Below are 16,047 nucleotides of genomic sequence, written 5' to 3' on the forward strand. Positions count from 1 at the left end.
GGGTGAGCCTGCACCCTGTCAACGGCGACCCGCACCGGTTCGGCACCGAGGCCTTCTACTCGTCCATCGGCCGTGCCTTCGTCGCCATGTGCGCCGTGGTGCCGGTGCTCTTCCTGATCGAGGGCCTCGACCAGTGGCTCGGCGCCGGCTTCGACGCCGCGGCCGGCATCATCCCGCAGCGCATCGAAGGGCTGGACGGTGTCTTCTTCTCACCGTTCCTGCATCACGGCTTCGAGCATCTCTACAGCAACAGCATCCCGCTGATCCTCCTCGGCACCTTCGTACTGGCCGCCGGTGCCCGACGGTTCCTCTGGTCCACGCTGGTGATCGTGCTGGCCAGTGGCCTGGGCGTCTGGTTCACCGGGTCGCCCAACACGATCGTCGTCGGGGCGAGCGGGGTCATCTTCGGTTATCTCGGCATCCTGCTGACCCGGGGCATCTTCGAGCGGAGCTGGTGGAACTTCGCCGTCTTCCTGCTGGTCGGCCTCCTCTACGGCGGCCAGCTGGCGGGCGTCCTGCCGACCGACGAACGGATCTCCTGGCAGGGCCATCTGTTCGGCCTGCTGGGCGGCATCGTGGCGGCGATCATCTTCCGTCGCCGCCGGCCCGAGTTGGACGATCCGTACGGCTCGACGTCGCCGATGACCATGCCCTGAGTCGTACGCCTCAGGACGGCCGTCGGCGGCTGGGCGGCACGCGGAGTCGGCTGCCCAGCGTGGCCACGGCGACGGCGACCAGGGTGAGCAGCGCGCCGAGGACGGTTCTCAGGCCCGGCTGCGACGCGGCCGTCGGAAGCAGCACGTCGAGCAGTACCGCACCGATGACCTGACCGGCGATGGTCGCCAGCCCGAGCACGAGTACGCCGATGAGGCGGACCACCGACGCGGCGATCGCGATGAACATCACGCCGACCAGCCCGCCCAGGTAGAGCCACGGTTCCGTCGGCAGGGCACCGGAGGGTGCCCCGCGCACCACGACGCTGACGGCGAACGCGACAAGCAGGACACTCGTTCCGGCGGCGAAGTTCACCCCCGTCGCGGTCAACGTGCTGCCGGAGACCACCCGGACCCAACCGTTCACCGCCTGCTGCCAGGCGACCGCGACCCCGGCGACCAGCGGCAGCAGGGTCAGCCCGAGGGCAGCCGGCTCCAGTCCCCGGCCACCGACGGCCAGCAGCACCGCCGCCACAGTCAGCAGCGCGCCGGCCAGCCGGGCGCCGGTCACCGGCTGGCGTCCGCCCGGGCCGACGCCCGCCCGGTCGACCACCAGGCTGCTCGCCGACTGGCCGGCGACCACCGCCACCGTGAACACGGCCACGCCGAGGGTGCCGACGGTGGCTCCCTGCGTGAACACCAGCAGCGCGCCACACGCCCCGCCGATGCACTGCCACGGGCGGATGGTGCCCGTGCTCAGGGCGGCGCGCAGCGCGCTTAGCCCCTGCCGCCCGCTACGGGTGGCGGGCACCAGCACCAACAGCAGCAGCAGGCCCACCCCGAAGGAGATGGTCGCCGCGGCGAGGCCGTCGTCGAGGCGTACGCCCAACTCGCCGTTGATGCGCGACTGGACGGCCACCGCCATGCCGGCGACGGCCGCCAGTGCCACCGCGCCGACCCGGCGTCCCGCCGACCTCGCCGTCCGGGGCGCCGTACCGGCCATGCTCACGCCGCCGCCTCGCTCCGCCCGACGGCGGTACGAGGCGGCCGGCCACCGTGCCTGAAGGTCCGCTCGCCGTACCCGCTCACGCCTGCTCGGCCAGCGGCCGGCCGTCGAAGTCGACAGCCGAGTAGAGCGCCAACTTCTCCAACCGGTGGTACGAGTCGATCACCCGGATCGTGCCGCTCTTCGAGCGCATGACGATCGACTGGGTGTACGCCCCGCCGGCCCGGTAGCGCACCCCGCGCAGCAGGTCGCCGGAGGTGACGCCGGTGGCCACGAAGAAGCAGTTGTCGCCGGTGACCAGGTCGTCGGTGGTGAGCACCCGGTCCAGGTCGTGCCCGGCAGCCAGCGCCTTCTCCCGTTCGGCCTCGTCCTGGGGCCAGAGCTTGGCCTGCATCATCCCGCCCATGCACTTCAGCGCGCAGGCGGCGGTGATCCCCTCGGGGGTGCCGCCGATGCCCATCAGGACGTCGACGTCGGACTCCCCACGGGCGGCGGCGATGGCGCCGGCGATGTCGCCGTCGGAGATGAAGCGAATGCCGGCACCCGCCCGGCGGATGTCGTCGACCAGGCCGTCGTGGCGGGACCGGTCGAGGACACAGACCGTCACCTCGGAGACGCTGGTGCCCTTGACCTTGGCGATCCGGCGCAGGTTCTCGGCGACACCGGCGTTGATGTCGACGACGTCGGCGTAGGCCGGCCCGACGGCGAGTTTCTCCATGTAGAAGACCGCACTCGGGTCGAACATCGCACCCCGCTCGGCGACCGCGAGCACCGCCAGGGCGTTCGGCATCCCCTTGCTCATCAGCGTGGTGCCGTCGATCGGGTCGACTGCGACGTCCACCTCGGGTCCGGTGCCGTCACCGACCTCTTCCCCGTTGAAGAGCATCGGCGCGTTGTCCTTCTCGCCTTCGCCGATCACCACGATCCCGCGCATCGGGATCGAGTTGATCAGCTTGCGCATCGCGTCGACGGCGGCGCCGTCGCCGCCCTCCTTGTCGCCCCGACCGACCCACCGGCCGGCAGCCATCGCTGCGGCCTCGGTGACCCGGACGAGGTCGAGAGCGAGGTTGCGGTCGAGGTCTTGTGGGGTACGGGTCCTGGTGGTCGTCATCTGAACGGCTCCTCCTCGCGGCGGTGCGGGGTTGACCGGGCCGACGGTGGGCAGCTGCCGGCTTCGTTCCTGATCCTCACACGATGGCGGACGCGGAGCCGGGGCGGGGCGGTGATGGGCCGGATACCGCCGGTCGGGCAACTGCCAGAATGGCGGGGTGGAACCCGCACAGCATGCCGACCGCGAACCCGCAGACCAGACACCGGGTGATGACCGGCCGACCGCCGATCGCAGCGGTGGCCCGGGCATCCCGCAGCCCTTGCCGGGCCCGTCGGCGGGTGCCGCGAAGCCGGCCTCCACCCGCTCGCCGCGTGACATGGCGATTTCGCTGCTGGTGCTGCTGGTCCCGATCGCCCTGCTGCTCGCCTTCTACCGGGGTTTCCTCGGTGGTGACCAGCCGACCTCCGTCGACCCGACACCCGCTTTCGAACAGGCGCGGGCGGCTGCGGAGTTCCCGGTGAGCGAGCCGTCCGGGCTGGGCGAGGGCTGGCGGACCGTGCGGGCCTCGTACCGCGCGGTCGAGGGCGGGGCCACCCTACGGGTGGGATATGTCACTCCGGAAGGGCGCGGCCTGCAGTTGGTGCAGAGCAACGTGCCGCCGGAGCAGTTGCTCCCCACCGAGCTGACCGAACGGGGACAGCCGCAGGGGCAGGCCGATCTCGGCGGCGGCACCTGGCAGCGGTACACCGCGCGGGGCAACGAGCAGGCACTCGTGCTGCTCCAGCCGGAACGCACCGTGATCGTGATCGGCGACGCCCGGGACAACGAGCTGCGGGAGATGGCCAGCGCGGTGGACTGAATTTATGGTCCCCGAAATGTCCCTCCGATCCGTTACGCTCCCGGTCGTTCGTTTGTCGGACGGATCTGACCCGTCCGGTTTTCCGAGTTTGAGAAGAGATTGTCTGTGAACATTCGACGCTGGAGCGTGGGCGTTGTCGCTGCCGCGCTGCTCGTTCCCGGCGTGGCCGCCTGCAACTCCGGCGCCACCGACTCGTCCACCGCGTCGGGCTCCTCCGCTGCCGCCGTCCCGAAGGACCCGAAGGAGGCACTTGTCGCCTCCACCAAGGGGCTGGCCGAGGGCAACTTCTCCTTCACCGTCGCCTCCGAGTCGATCAACGGCAGTGGCAGCATCCACAAGCCGAGCAACAGCGCTCAGATGGCCATGAAGGCCGGTGACGAGACCTTCACCATGGAGTTCGACGTCATCCAGATCGACTCCGAGACCTGGGTGAAGATGGACCTGGGCGAGCTGCTCGCCGGGCTGCCGGGCATGGCGGAGATGAAGGACAAGTACCAGTACATCGACGCCGCCAAGGCCGGCGACGCCAAGAACCTCGACATGCTCAAGGACGGCAGCGACCCGGCCAACGCGGCCGAGATGTTCAAGGGGCTGTCGGATGTGCAGGAGACCGGGCCGGGCACGTACAGCGGCAAGGTCGACATGACCGCGGCGACGGACTCGGTCGCCGCCGACGAGGACGTGATCAAGGCGCTGGGCGACCAGGCCAAGCAGATCCCGTTCACCGCGAAGCTCGACGATCAGGGGCGGCTGATCGAGCTGGTCATCTCCGTCCCCGCCGCCGGTGACACCAAGGCGCAGGACGTCACGATCAAGTACGCCGACTACGGCGCGGCCAAGGCCGCCCAGAAGCCGCCGGCGGACCAGGTCGTCGAGGCCAACGAGCAGACGTACGAGATGTTCAAGTAGGTCTGACCGGTCATCACCCGAACGGGGGCGGATTCGTTCCGCCCCCGTTCGGCGTTCTCCGCCCACCGGCGGGTGGCGGCAGCCGAGGTGATTGCCCGACGGGCCGGCAGGGAACAGAGGAAGACAGCTCCGGCGCGCGAGATGCGTCGGGTGACCCTGCTGGGAGACACCGATGACCGTACGACGACTGAGCGCCGGCCTGATGGCCGCCGCGTTGCTTACGCCCGGAGTCGCCGCCTGCACCGGCGACAGCACGGCCGGGCCCACCGGTACGCCGTCCGCCACCGCCAGCGCCACCGCGAGCGGTGCGGCAGGTGACGCCGAAGCCAAGCAGGCGTTGCTGGACTCGACCCGGGAGATCAGCAACGGCAACTTCCGGTTCCGGATGTCCGGTGTCGGCTCCACCGCCGAGGGGCAGGTGCACCAGCCGAGCCAGAGCGCCCAGATGCGGGTGAACATCGGCGAACCGACCGACGACCTCGCGATGACCCTCGACCTCATTCACGCCAAGCCGGACAGCTGGGTCAAGCTGGATCTTCAGGGCGCGGCCGCGTCCAGCGTCCCGGGGCGGGACAAGCTCAGCCTCGGCAAGTACCAGCACCTCGACCAGACCCGCATCCAGGGCAACCGCAACCTCGGCTTCGACTTCGAGAAGGTCGACCCGGCCGGCAGCGCGGTGCTCACCCAGGCCGTCACCGAGGTACGCCGTACCGGCGACGGGGCGTACGCCGGCACCATCGACCTGTCGAAGGCCGCCGAGGCCGGATCGCTCGACCAGAGCATGATCACGGCACTCGGCGCGCAGGCGAACTCGGTGCCGTTCACCGCCACCACCGACGCGCAGGGCCGGCTCACCGAGCTGGTCCTCCAGGTTCCCGGCACGGGTGAAACGGCGGCCCAGGAGATCCGGGTGACGTACAGCGACTACGGCAACGCGACCGCCGCGCAGAAGCCTCCGGCCGACCAGGTCGTCGAGGCCCCGCCGGAGCTGTACAACCTGTTCAGCTGAGCCAGATCGCGCGGCGGGGGTCAGGTGCCCCCGCCGCGTCGTGCGTGTGCGGCGTTCAGCCGGTGGGGTCCTGCCGGGTGGCGTCGATGCGGGCACGGGCCCCGTCGAGCCAACGCTGGCAGATAACCGCGAGTTCCTCACCCCGCTCCCAGAGCGCCAGCGACTCCTCCAGCGACGTGCCGCCGGCCTCCAGCCGTTCCACCACCGACGCGAGTTCGGCGCGGGCCTGTTCGTAGTTGAGCGGTACGTCCTTCGTCTGCTCGCTCATCGGAGCATCTCCTTGACCGTGGCCGACACCGTCGGCTTCCTGACCCGCGGTGCCTCTGTCGGTGATCACCGAGAGAGCGTCTGGGAGCCTACGGGGCGCTGACCGGGAACGGCGCCCGACTCGTCCGTCGGATTCGTTTCCCCGCCGGGCTGCGCGTCGTCGCCGCGCTCGCGCCCGATGAACGGCACGAGGCACGCGATCGCCACGGCCAGGACAAGCCGGGCGTTACCCCACACCACGCCGCCCGGCAGCCCGGCGCCGATCGAGGTCACCGGTGCGATCATCACGATCGCCACCAGCACGGCCCACGCCCGACGCTTCCAGACCGCGACACTGATCGGCAGGACGGCGGCCAGCACCAGCCAGACCTGGTGATGGGTCCAGGAGACCGGAGAGAAGACCAGACCTGCGGCGCCGACGATCAGCGTCGCGGCCAGCAGGTTCTCCCGCCGGGACAGCCGGGTGGCCCGCACCAGGGCGATCACGACGATGACGCCGCCGAGCAGGAGGACGGTGCCGGAGCGGATCGAGTCGGGCAGGTCCAGCCGGAGCAGCGCTCCGTTGAGTGACTGGTTCCCGCCGGTGGCGATGTTGCCGACCCGCTCGACGTCCAGCAGTTCCTTCGTCCAGTAGCGCACCGACTCGTCGAACAGAACCAGCCAGCCGAGCAGGGTGGCGACCACGAACGTGCCGAGCGCCTTCACGGCGGCCGCCCGTTGTCCGGCCAGCCAGAGGTACGGGATGAAGATCAGTGGTGTCAGCTTCAGCGCGGCGGCGAGCCCGGTGGCCACCCCCCGGTACCGCTCGGGAACCACCTTCACCGCGTCGACCAGCACGAACAGGACCAGGAAGATGCTGATCTGCCCGAATCGCAGGTTGCTGCTGACGGGCGCGGAGAGGAAGAGGAGCAGGGCGACAGCCGGCACGGCCACCTTCTTGCGGAGCCCCCAGGTGCGGGCGGCGGCGCCTGCTGTGATCTTTGCGATGGCCACCACCGCGGCAACCGTGAGGATCGTCCACCCGACCATCACCGCCGTGGTGTTCAGGTGGCCGAGCGGCAGGAAGAGGAGCCCGGCAAGCGGCGGGTAGGTGAAGGGGGCACCGGTGCCGGCTGCGGCGAAATCGTAGAGGCTGTCGCCCGCCAGCCAGGTCCTGACACCGCCGATGTAGACCTGCAGGTCGCTGAGCCGGTCCGCCCAGGGCCGGCTCAGGCCCGCCCACGCCTGTGCGGCCGCCGCGACGAAGACCGCCACCCACATCAGCGGCACGAGAATTCGACCGAAGCCCGTGGCCGGCCCGCCGGAGAGCTTGGCCATCCTGTCGAGCACAGCAACTCCCTTCGGAGGGTGGGGCCTGGGCGCGGGGCGGGTCAGGAAGCGGCGGACTGTTTCGGCTCGCTGTGCTCTCTCTGGTCGGCGGCGGCGTCACCGTCGTCCGGCGTGGGTGTGGGGGTCGCGGCGCGTTGCCGCAGCCGTCGCCGTCGCCACCACCGCTCGCCGAAGCTGACGATCGCGAAGGTGCCCAGCACGTACGCCCAGCCGATCAGCACGTCGATGACGTAGTGCTCGCCCGAGTAGACGAGGGTGAACGTCATCGCCAGGGGATAGAGCAGCAGGATGGCGACGTAGCGCTTCCGGATGCGCCCGACGAAGAAGAGCACCACGAACAGGGCGAACGCGGTGTGCAGCGAAGGGATGGCCGCCACCGGGTTCGAGGCGAGCTGGCCCAGCCGGATCAGACTGAACGCGCCGTGCATGCCGAACTCGGCCCCGCCGCGCAGGCTGAGGCGCTCCACCGGCTCCAGGTATCCGTGGACCGCCGCCCACCACGGGGGCGCGGCCGGATACAGGAAGTACGTGATCAAGCCGGCCAGGCTGAGCACGAACCACCGCCGCATGAACGCCGCCCACCGAGGCCGTGCGGTGAGCCAGAGCGCGATGGCGACACCGAGCGCGACCACGAAGTGCGAGAAGTACACGTACGAGACGAGCACCTCCCACCACTGGACCCGGCTCGGGTCGTACAGCTCCTGCTGCAGCCAGACCGTCGGGACCTTGCCGTCGGTCAGCCACCCGAACATCCGCAGGTCAGCGTTGATGAGCTCGGTGACGTGCGGCTCCCGGATGTTGTCCGCGAAACCACGGGAGAGGTTGTAGACGGTGAGCAGGGCGATCACCGGCAGCCAGTCCCGCGCGAAGGCCAGGTGCGACCGTACGGGCTGGTCGATGCGCCAGGCCACCGCGAGCGCCCACAACCAGAGGAAGGCGTACCCCGGATCGGTCGGCAGGCCGAACGCGAGACAGGCGGCCACCAGCAGGACCGCCCACGCCGCGACCGCACGACTGCGGGTGAGGGTGATCCGTCGACCCGGGCGGCGAGGTTGCGCACCGTGCCCCGTCGAGGTATCCGCTGCCTCCGCCTCCGTGGTGTCGTACGGCTGGTTGGTCATGGGGACGAAGCTTAACTACCTCGCGCGGTGTGCTCGGTCATGGGCCGTTCGCGTCGGGACCCGAGGTCGGGCTGCGCAGCCGGCGTCGAGGGCCGCGGTCAGGAGCCGGTCACCGTCACGGCGAGGTCACCGTCGGCGAGGCGTACGCGCAGGGCGTCGCCCTTCGCCACCTCGTCGGCCGCGCGTACGACGTGACCGTCGGCGCGCTGCACGATGGCGTACCCGCGGTCGAGGGTGGCGGCGGGGGAGAGCGCCCGCAGCCGGGCCAGGGTGTGCCGCAGGTCGTCGTCGGCGGCGGCGAGTCGGTGGCGCAGGTTGCGTTCGGCGCGCTGACGCAGGGCGGCCAGATCGGCGGCCCGCTGCTCGACCATCACCTGTGGGCGGGCCAGCACCGGCCGGGACCGGAGCGCGTCGATGCGGTGGGTCTCCCGGTCGACGAGGTTGTGTACCGCTCGGTGCAGCCGGTGGCGGGCCTGATTGATCAGCCGGATCTCCTCGGCCAGGTCGGGCACCACCCGCTTGGCGGCGTCGGTGGGCGTCGAGGCGCGTACGTCTGCCACGTAGTCGACAAGCGGCGCGTCCGTCTCGTGGCCGATCGCGCTGACCACCGGCGTACGGCAGGCGAACACGGCCCGGCACAACGCTTCGTCGGAGAAGGGCAGCAGGTCCTCGATGCCGCCGCCGCCCCGAGCCAGGATGATCACGTCGACGCTCGGGTCGCTGTCCAGCACCTTGAGCGCGTCGATGATCTGCGGTACGGCGCCGGGACCCTGCACGGCAACGTTCACGGTGCGGAACTCCACCGCCGGCCAGCGGCGGCGGGCGTTGGTGAGCACGTCCCGCTCGGCGGCGCTGGCCCGGCCGGTGATCAGCCCGACGCGCTGCGGCAGGAACGGGGGGCGACGCTTGCGGGCCCGGTCGAACAACCCCTCGGCGGCGAGCAGCTTCTTGAGCTTCTCCAGCCGGGCCAGCAGCTCGCCCAGGCCCACCTGCCGGATCTCGTCGGCCCGCAGGCTCAGGGTGCCTCGGGCGGCGTAGAACTCCGGCTTGGCGTGCACCACGATCCGGGCGCCCTCCCGCAGCTCGGGTGCGCCGGAGTCGAGCACGTCGCGGTTGGTCGTGACGGTGAGGCTCAACTCGGCCGACGGGTCACGCAGAGTCAGGAAGACCGTGCTGGCACCGGGCCGCCGGCTGATCTGCGCCACCTGCCCGTCGACCCACACCCAACCCAGCCGGGCGACCCAGGCGCCGATCTTCTGGCTCACCACCCGCACCGGCCACGGCTCTTCCGAACTGCTCACCGCCACCCCACCGTCCCCCACCCCCTCACCCTAGTTCCCCCACCCCTCACTCCCGCCCCACCCGTCTCGTTCGATCGTGAGGTCGGTGGCGGTTCGAAGATCGACAACCACCGCCAAACTCATGATCAACATGTCGGGGGCGGGGGAGAGCAGGGACGCGTAGGATGGGTGGGTGACTGAGGCTGGGACCGGTAAGCGCGTGCTTTTGGCCAAGCCCCGCGGTTACTGCGCGGGCGTCGACCGGGCGGTGCAGACCGTCGAGGAGGCACTCAAGCTCTACGGTGCGCCGATCTACGTGCGTAAGCAGATCGTGCACAACAAGCACGTGGTGCGGACGCTGGAGGCCAAGGGCGCGATCTTCGTGGAGGAGAACGAGGAGGTGCCCGAGGGCGCCACCGTGATCTTCTCGGCCCACGGCGTGGCACCCGAGGTCTACGAGCAGGCGAAGGAGCGGTCGCTCAAGGCCATCGACGCGACCTGCCCGCTGGTGACCAAGGTGCACCAGGAGGCGAAGCGGTTCGCCGCCGAGGACTACGACATCCTGCTCATCGGTCACGAGGGCCACGAAGAGGTCATCGGCACCGCCGGCGAGGCCCCGGAGCACATCCAACTGGTGGACGGTCCGGAGGATGCCGACCGGATCACTGTGCGCGACCCGAACAAGGTCGTCTGGCTGTCGCAGACCACCCTGTCGGTGGACGAGACGATGGAGACCGTGGCCCGGCTCAAGAAGCGGCTGCCGATGCTCCAGTCGCCGCCCAGCGACGACATCTGCTACGCGACAAGCAACCGCCAGCACGTGGTCAAGGAGATCGCCGCCGAGTGTGACGTGGTGATCGTGGTCGGCTCGCGCAACTCGTCGAACTCCGTACGCCTGGTCGAGGTGGCCCTCGACGCGGGCGCCCGCGCCGGGCACCTGGTCGACTTCGCCCACGAGATCGACGACGCCTGGCTGGTCGGTGCGCAGACGGTGGGTCTGACCTCGGGAGCCAGCGTGCCCGACGAGTTGGTCCAGGAGGTGCTGACCCATCTCGCCGAGCGCGGCTACACCGACGTGGAGGAGGTGGTGACCGCCAACGAGCGACTCACCTTCTCGCTGCCGCAGGAACTCAAGCGCGACATGAAGGCCGCCGCGGCGGCCCGCAGCTGAGCGGACCGACCCGAGATGATGGAACGAATCACCCTGCTGCCGCGTCAGAGTCAGGCATGAGGACCCTTCGGATCGCCGCCGCGGCGCTGATCGTCTGCACCGCGCTCGTCGCCTGCGCCGGTCAGGACGCCGGGGACGGCTCCACCGCCCCGACGGGAGCGCCATCCGTGACCGATCTGCCCACCCCGGACCCGACCGGCGCGGTGCCCCCGCCGGTCGACCCGGTGGACCCGACCGCCCCACTCACCAAGCCCGGCACGCGGCCGGGCGGCCCGCCGCAGCCGACGTCCACAAGCGAGATGACCCTGACCGGACGGGTCGAGTCCGGCGTCGAGCCAGGTTGCCTGCTGCTCGACGGCTATCTGCTGCTGGGCGGCCCGCGCGAGGTGCTCACCGCCGGCGCGTCGGTGACGGTCACCGGTCGACCCGCACCCGGCCTGATGACCACCTGCCAGCAGGGCACCCCGTTCCAGGTGGCGTCCGCCAAGCCCGCCTGAGGTAGCCGCCCGGCGACTGCCGGAGCCCGTGGTGGCCGGCGGCCCCCCCTGTCGTGATCGGGCGGCTGGTGGTGGCCGCGCTGCGCCAGATCGACGCGGCTCTCGCCCCGTACACAACGCTGCCGTCGTCCCGGAGCCGGGGAACGCGCCATGCCCGGGGGTGAACGGGCAGGGAGCCCGCCTCCGGTGGATCCGGAGGCGGGCTCCCTGGTGCGGTGGTGGTGCGTCAGTTCACCGCGCCGATGTTGACCGCGCCGCGGCCGACGACCGCGCCTTCGCTGGTCACCACGGCCAGCTCACCGGAGAGCGTCCGGCCCGCGGGCGGGGCGGACTGGGCGGTCACCGTACCCGTGAGGGTGCCGGTGGCGCCGTGCGCCAGGGTGAGGCTGCTGCTCGACGCCGTCAGGGTGCCGAGCGCCGGGGAGGAGTACGAGTCCCGGTAGTCGTACGCGGTGCTGCCGCCCGCGCCGTCGACCGAGTACGCCTCGACGACGACCGTGTAGGTGCCGGCCGCCGGGTTGTTGAGGGTGACGAACTCCTCCGAGTCGCCGTCGGCGTTGTACGCCACCAGGGCGCCGCCCCGGTAGACGAACAGGTCGAGGTCGGCGCTGGCGTTGGAGACGTTGCCGATGCGGGCGGTGAAGCTGGTGGCGCCCGCCGGAACCTCGACAGTGAACTCCTGCACGGCGAGCTCCACGATGGTCGGGCGCTCGGTGTGCGTGCTGGACAGCGAACCGCCCTGACCGGTGACCGTGACCGGGCCGAAGGTGTTCTTCAGCGACCAGGTCACCGGGGTCGGGGTACCGGTGGTGACCGACGGCAGTTCGACCACGGCCGGCTCGACCGCGACGCCCTGCACCCGCGCCTGGATCTGGAACGGGTTGTTCAGCGACGGCGAGGTACGACGGGACTCCACCTCGATCTCCCAGATGCCGGGCATCGGGTTGGCGTAGTCACGCTCGAACGGGTTGCAGACGACCGTGCTGACGTGGTTGGTGAAGCACGCCAGGCTGGAGGTGCTCTCCACCGGAACGCCGTACGGGTTGATCGCGATGAAGCGGGTCTGCGACGCGGTGGCGATGCCGGAGAGGTTCACCTGCAACGCACCGGCACCCGGCGGCACCGTCACGAAGTACGACGTGGTGTGGTTGCGGTCCACCGAGCCCTGCGCCGAGTAGGCGAAGTTGGGCTTCGCGACGTCGTTCGAGGCCACCACGACGGCGGAGAACTCGAAGTCGATCGTGTTGGTGGCCTTGTCGTCCACGGTGACGATGGTGCTGTGCGCACCGGCCGTCTTCGGCTTGGCGGTGACCGTGATGGTGACGGTCTGGTTCAGCGGCAGGGTGACGTCCTTCGGCGCGGAGAAGGTGCCGTTGTTGCCACGCAGGCCGATGGAGTGCTTGATGTTGCCGGCCGGACCGCTGGTCCGGGTCAGCTTCACCTGGTACGACTTCGACTGGTTGATCTTGTGACCACCGTTGGCGGAGTCGCAGCGGTTGTAGATGCCGGTGCCCTGGTTCGGGGTGGCCAGCTGGCCGGACAGCGGGGTGCAGACCGGCGCGTCAGCGGTGTACGAGCGGGTCTGGACGCCCTTGCGGAGCAGCTTCCAGGCACCCGGCACGTCGAACATGCCGTAGCCCTGACCGTAGGTGGGGGTGTCGGCGATCGGCTTGGCCGAGGTGTAGATCGCCCGACGCAGCGCCTCCGGGGTGACCCCCAGGTGGTTCGCCTTGGCGGCCGAGAGCAGCAGCGCGGCGGCGCCGGCGGCCTGCGGGGAGGCCATCGACGTACCGTTGAACATGCTGTAGCCCGGCGGCAGCGCGTAGCCGGCCTCGGCGACCGGGCCGCCGGCCTGCCAGACCGGGGTGGTGGAGATGGCCGAACCCGGCGCAGCGATGTTCGGCTTGGCGCCGCCGTCCTCACGAGGGCCGCGCGAGGAGAAGTTGAACAGCGCGTTCTTCTTCTTGACCACCGAGCCGTAGTTGGCCAGCCAGGTGTCCTTGCTGACGCTCGCGGCCACGCTTACCACGTTGCTCGACGCCGACGGGTCGCCGATGGTGTTCACGCCCGGGCCGGAGTTGCCGGCCGAGATGAACATCTGCACCCCGTACGTGGTGATCAGGTTGTTGTAGAGGGTGGCGCGGGCGTTGTTGCCGTCGTTGAGCGCCGGCAGACCACCGATCGACATGTTGATGACGTCGACCCCACGGTTGATCACCAGATCGGCCATGCCGGTGGTGAGTGCGGCGTAGGTGCAGCCGCCGCCCCAGGAGCAGGCACGGGAGGAAACGATCTTGGCACCGGGGGCGGCACCGTTGAACGCGCTGTTGCCCATCATGCTGTTGGCGGCGGTGATGCCGGCCACGTGGGTGCCGTGCGCGCTCTCGATGATGCCGATGTTGACGTAGTCGACCAGGCCCGGGCCACCGGCCGGCGTGGTGTCGACGTTCTTGCGGTACTCGACCACGAACGACATGCGCTCCTTGACCGGAGTCGCCGGGTCGTCGGTGCCGAAGTAGCCGACGTCGAACTTCTCCTTGTACGGCCGCATCAGGGCCTCGTCGGTGAAGTCGCCGTCCTGGTCGGTGTCGACCCAGATGTTGTTGGTCACCGGGTCGTACAGGACGCCCCACTGGTCGGTGCGGTCGCCGTCGCGGTTGACGTCACCGGCCGGCTCGCTGTTGTTCGTGATCGACTCACTGAACAGGTTGAACCGGTAGGTGCCCGCCGGTGCGGTCCAGGTGCGTCCGGCGAGAGTGAACGACGGGCCGGTCACCTGGTTGAGCATCGGACGCCAGCTGGCGTCCTCGAGCGGGTCGGTGGCGGTGACCCAGTCGACGATCTTCCGTTCGCCGGTGGTGGTCTGCTGGAGCGCGGGGTGCTCCAGGTCCACACCGGAGTCCATGATGCCGATGGTGACGCCCCGGCCGTCCCACTTCTTGTTGGACTTGACGAACTTGACCGCGCCGGTCTCGCCGGTCGGCATGTAGGGGTTGTCGGCGGGGGTGTTGGCACCCGGGCCGCTGAGGGTGCTGCCCTGCTTGTCGCCCTTCTTGCCGCCCTGGACGACCTCCGGCTTGGGGTCGGGCAGCTGGATCTTCTCGTCCAGGTCGACGGCGGCGACGCCGGGCAGGGTGGCGGCCTTGACGGCCTTGCTGGTCGGCACCTTGGCCAGCACGTAACCGATGGTGTCGTAGCGCTCGGTGACCGCAGCGCCCAGATCCTTGAGGTCGTCGGCGACGTCCTTCGCCTTGCCCTTGTCGGTGGCGACGATCATCGTGACGTTCGGGGCCTTCTTGGCCTCCGCCTCGGCGAGCAACTTGGCGTCGTGCTCGCCCAGGGCCTCGGCGGGGGTGACCTGGGCCGGGTCGGTTCCGGCAGGAGCGGCGCTCGCGGTGGCGGTACCGCCCACCACGGACACGGCGCCAGCCGCCATGACCGAGGCGAAGAGCGCGGCGGAGGTACGCCGGCTCAGGTTTCGGGGTCTACTCACGTTCTCTTTCCTCCAGAGAACTCAGGCGCCCTCAGATGCAGGGCACGCGTGAGCGAAATCCTTCGCGGTGTCGACCGTCAATGTCACTACCGACAGGTACGTTGTGACCATCTCGTGATAAGTGAGACGCGCAATGTCACATCGAAGGTGGTAAAGGCCCGATTAGGTTGACCGACTTCGACCATCCGAGATGGATTCCTCGACCAGCAACTCAGGTGCCTGGGGCTGGCGGGGGGCCAGCTCCACCTGCGCCGGCGTCGCCAGCTCCTGATCAGACACGCCCAGCTCAGCCAGCTTGCGGGCGCTTACCAACACCCGCGCCTCCAGCGACCCCACCGCCCGGTTGTACGCGGTCACCGCGCCGCCGAGCGAGGCACCGAGCTTGCCGACATGATCGCCGAGCGTGGAAAGACGACCGTACAGTTCACGGGCCAGGGAATGCACCGCCACGGCGTTGCGGGCCAGCTGCTCCTGCCGCCACGACCAGGCCACGGTGCGCAGCATTGCGATCAAAGTGGCCGGGGTGGCCAGCACCACGTTGCGGGCGAATGCGTGCTCCAGAAGTGTGGGATCACGCTGCAAAGCCACGTCGAGGAACGGATCGGCCGGCACGAACAGCACCACGAACTCCGGCGTCGACTCGAATGCCGTCCAGTACGACTTCGCCGCCAGCGCGTCCACATGGGCCCGCAGGTGCTTGGCGTGGTTGTCCAGCTGGGTGTCGCGGCTGCGCTCGTCCCGGGCCTCCATCGCGGTCAGGTACGCGTCGAACGGCGCCTTGGCGTCCACCACGACCGTACGGCCGCCGTGCAGGCGGACCACCAGGTCGGGGCGTACGGTCTGCTGGTCGGTGGCGGCGGTGACCTGCTCGGAGAAGTCGCAGTGTTCCAGCATGCCGGCCGCCTCGACGATGCGGCGCAACTGGTGCTCGCCCCACCGGCCGCGTACCTGCGGTGCCCGCAGCGCCGCGACCAGCTGTTTGGTCTCGGTGCGTAGCTCGCCGGAGACGCTGCTCATCGCCCTGACCTGCTCGCGCAGTTCGGCGTACGCGTCGATGCGGTCACGTTCCAGTTCGGCCACCCGCTGCTCGTATCGGCGCAGCGTGTCGTGCAGCGGGGCCACCGCCCGGGCGACCGCCTCCTGGGACTGGGCGGTCGCCTCGTAGCTCAGCGCCCGCATCGACTGTTCCAGCCGCCCTTCGCCCTCCCGGGTGGCGCGCAGGGTGGCGTCCAGCCGGGCGATCTCGGTGGCCGCGCGAGTCCGGGCCGCGAACCAGCCCACCGCGCCGCCCGCGCCGAGGCAGACGACCACCACCGCCAGGGTCGCAAGCTCCATCCCCGGAGCTTGCCAAAGATGAGCGGGCGGTGCCGCGTTGGGGCCGGAAATGCCGATGGGCCGGGCA

General features: G+C 70.2%; 14 protein-coding genes. 6 read left to right on the forward strand and 8 right to left on the reverse strand.

Annotated elements, in window-relative coordinates; translation table 11 throughout:
- Nucleotides 1–2 precede the first annotated feature (2 nt).
- Nucleotides 3–656, forward strand: coding sequence for a rhomboid family intramembrane serine protease (locus EG812_RS15020; protein ID WP_126711866.1), 654 nt, complete (start codon nucleotides 3–5; stop codon nucleotides 654–656).
- A gap of 10 nt (nucleotides 657–666) precedes the next feature.
- On the opposite strand, the gene EG812_RS15025 is transcribed toward EG812_RS15020, so the two are convergent.
- Together EG812_RS15025 and glpX are read right to left on the reverse strand one after the other, a co-directional pair.
- A complete protein-coding gene (locus EG812_RS15025; protein WP_126711924.1) occupies nucleotides 667–1,656 on the reverse strand; it encodes a DMT family transporter in 990 nt (329 codons plus the stop codon).
- Between the two features lie 82 nt (nucleotides 1,657–1,738).
- A complete protein-coding gene (gene glpX / locus EG812_RS15030) occupies nucleotides 1,739–2,770 on the reverse strand; it encodes a class II fructose-bisphosphatase (protein WP_013731596.1) in 1,032 nt (343 codons plus the stop codon).
- Between the two features lie 157 nt (nucleotides 2,771–2,927).
- Here glpX and EG812_RS15035 point away from each other — a divergent pair, with 157 nt between their 5' ends.
- From EG812_RS15035 to EG812_RS15045, 3 genes are all read left to right on the forward strand, one after another.
- The gene (locus tag EG812_RS15035; protein ID WP_126711867.1) at nucleotides 2,928–3,569 is read left to right on the forward strand and encodes a DUF4245 domain-containing protein; all 642 of its coding nucleotides are present in this window, start codon (nucleotides 2,928–2,930) and stop codon (nucleotides 3,567–3,569) included.
- Between the two features lie 105 nt (nucleotides 3,570–3,674).
- Nucleotides 3,675–4,478: a hypothetical protein gene (locus EG812_RS15040; protein WP_043719697.1), complete on the forward strand. Its 804-nt coding sequence runs from the start codon at nucleotides 3,675–3,677 to the stop codon at nucleotides 4,476–4,478.
- Nucleotides 4,479–4,650: 172 nt separating this feature from the next.
- On the forward strand, nucleotides 4,651–5,487 hold the full coding sequence (locus tag EG812_RS15045) for a hypothetical protein (RefSeq protein WP_126711868.1): 837 nt from the start codon (nucleotides 4,651–4,653) through the stop codon (nucleotides 5,485–5,487).
- Between the two features lie 55 nt (nucleotides 5,488–5,542).
- Here EG812_RS15045 and EG812_RS15050 read toward each other — a convergent pair whose 3' ends face one another.
- From EG812_RS15050 to xseA, 4 genes are all read right to left on the reverse strand, one after another.
- The gene (locus EG812_RS15050) at nucleotides 5,543–5,755 is read right to left on the reverse strand and encodes an exodeoxyribonuclease VII small subunit (protein WP_013731600.1); all 213 of its coding nucleotides are present in this window, start codon (nucleotides 5,753–5,755) and stop codon (nucleotides 5,543–5,545) included.
- Nucleotides 5,756–5,820: 65 nt separating this feature from the next.
- Nucleotides 5,821–7,083, reverse strand: a complete 1,263-nt coding sequence (locus EG812_RS15055) for a glycosyltransferase 87 family protein (RefSeq protein ID WP_126711869.1) — start codon at nucleotides 7,081–7,083, stop codon at nucleotides 5,821–5,823.
- Nucleotides 7,084–7,124: 41 nt separating this feature from the next.
- Nucleotides 7,125–8,204: a phosphatase PAP2 family protein gene (locus EG812_RS15060; RefSeq protein ID WP_013731602.1), complete on the reverse strand. Its 1,080-nt coding sequence runs from the start codon at nucleotides 8,202–8,204 to the stop codon at nucleotides 7,125–7,127.
- A gap of 98 nt (nucleotides 8,205–8,302) precedes the next feature.
- The gene (xseA, locus tag EG812_RS15065) at nucleotides 8,303–9,526 is read right to left on the reverse strand and encodes an exodeoxyribonuclease VII large subunit (RefSeq protein ID WP_126711870.1); all 1,224 of its coding nucleotides are present in this window, start codon (nucleotides 9,524–9,526) and stop codon (nucleotides 8,303–8,305) included.
- Between the two features lie 151 nt (nucleotides 9,527–9,677).
- Here xseA and EG812_RS15070 point away from each other — a divergent pair, with 151 nt between their 5' ends.
- Nucleotides 9,678–10,655: a 4-hydroxy-3-methylbut-2-enyl diphosphate reductase gene (locus EG812_RS15070; RefSeq protein WP_126711871.1), complete on the forward strand. Its 978-nt coding sequence runs from the start codon at nucleotides 9,678–9,680 to the stop codon at nucleotides 10,653–10,655.
- A 56-nt stretch (nucleotides 10,656–10,711) separates the two neighbouring features.
- Complete coding sequence (locus tag EG812_RS15075) at nucleotides 10,712–11,152, forward strand: hypothetical protein (protein WP_126711872.1); 441 nt, start codon at nucleotides 10,712–10,714, stop codon at nucleotides 11,150–11,152.
- A 226-nt stretch (nucleotides 11,153–11,378) separates the two neighbouring features.
- Here the strand turns inward: EG812_RS15075 and EG812_RS15080 are convergent, their stop codons facing one another.
- Together EG812_RS15080 and EG812_RS15090 are read right to left on the reverse strand one after the other, a co-directional pair.
- A complete protein-coding gene (locus EG812_RS15080) occupies nucleotides 11,379–14,645 on the reverse strand; it encodes a S8 family serine peptidase (RefSeq protein WP_126711873.1) in 3,267 nt (1,088 codons plus the stop codon).
- Between the two features lie 162 nt (nucleotides 14,646–14,807).
- Nucleotides 14,808–15,980 (reverse strand): DNA recombination protein RmuC, encoded by a 1,173-nt coding sequence (locus EG812_RS15090; protein ID WP_013731608.1) that lies wholly within the window; start codon nucleotides 15,978–15,980, stop codon nucleotides 14,808–14,810.
- Between the last annotated feature and the right edge of the window lie 67 nt (nucleotides 15,981–16,047).

Source organism: Verrucosispora sp. FIM060022, assembly GCF_003977705.1.
Taxonomy (GTDB): domain Bacteria; phylum Actinomycetota; class Actinomycetes; order Mycobacteriales; family Micromonosporaceae; genus Micromonospora; species Micromonospora gifhornensis.

Excerpts from the sequence above, each read along its gene's own strand:
- EG812_RS15025 (WP_126711924.1), bottom strand. The coding sequence starts at position 1,656 with ATGGCCGGTACGGCGCCCCGGACGGCGAGGTCGGCGGGACGCCGGGTC.
- glpX (WP_013731596.1), bottom strand. The coding sequence starts at position 2,770 with ATGACGACCACCAGGACCCGTACCCCACAAGACCTCGACCGCAACCTC.
- EG812_RS15045 (WP_126711868.1), top strand. The coding sequence starts at position 4,651 with ATGACCGTACGACGACTGAGCGCCGGCCTGATGGCCGCCGCGTTGCTT.
- EG812_RS15050 (WP_013731600.1), bottom strand. The coding sequence starts at position 5,755 with ATGAGCGAGCAGACGAAGGACGTACCGCTCAACTACGAACAGGCCCGC.
- EG812_RS15060 (WP_013731602.1), bottom strand. The coding sequence starts at position 8,204 with ATGACCAACCAGCCGTACGACACCACGGAGGCGGAGGCAGCGGATACC.
- EG812_RS15075 (WP_126711872.1), top strand. The coding sequence starts at position 10,712 with ATGAGGACCCTTCGGATCGCCGCCGCGGCGCTGATCGTCTGCACCGCG.
- EG812_RS15090 (WP_013731608.1), bottom strand. The coding sequence starts at position 15,980 with ATGGAGCTTGCGACCCTGGCGGTGGTGGTCGTCTGCCTCGGCGCGGGC.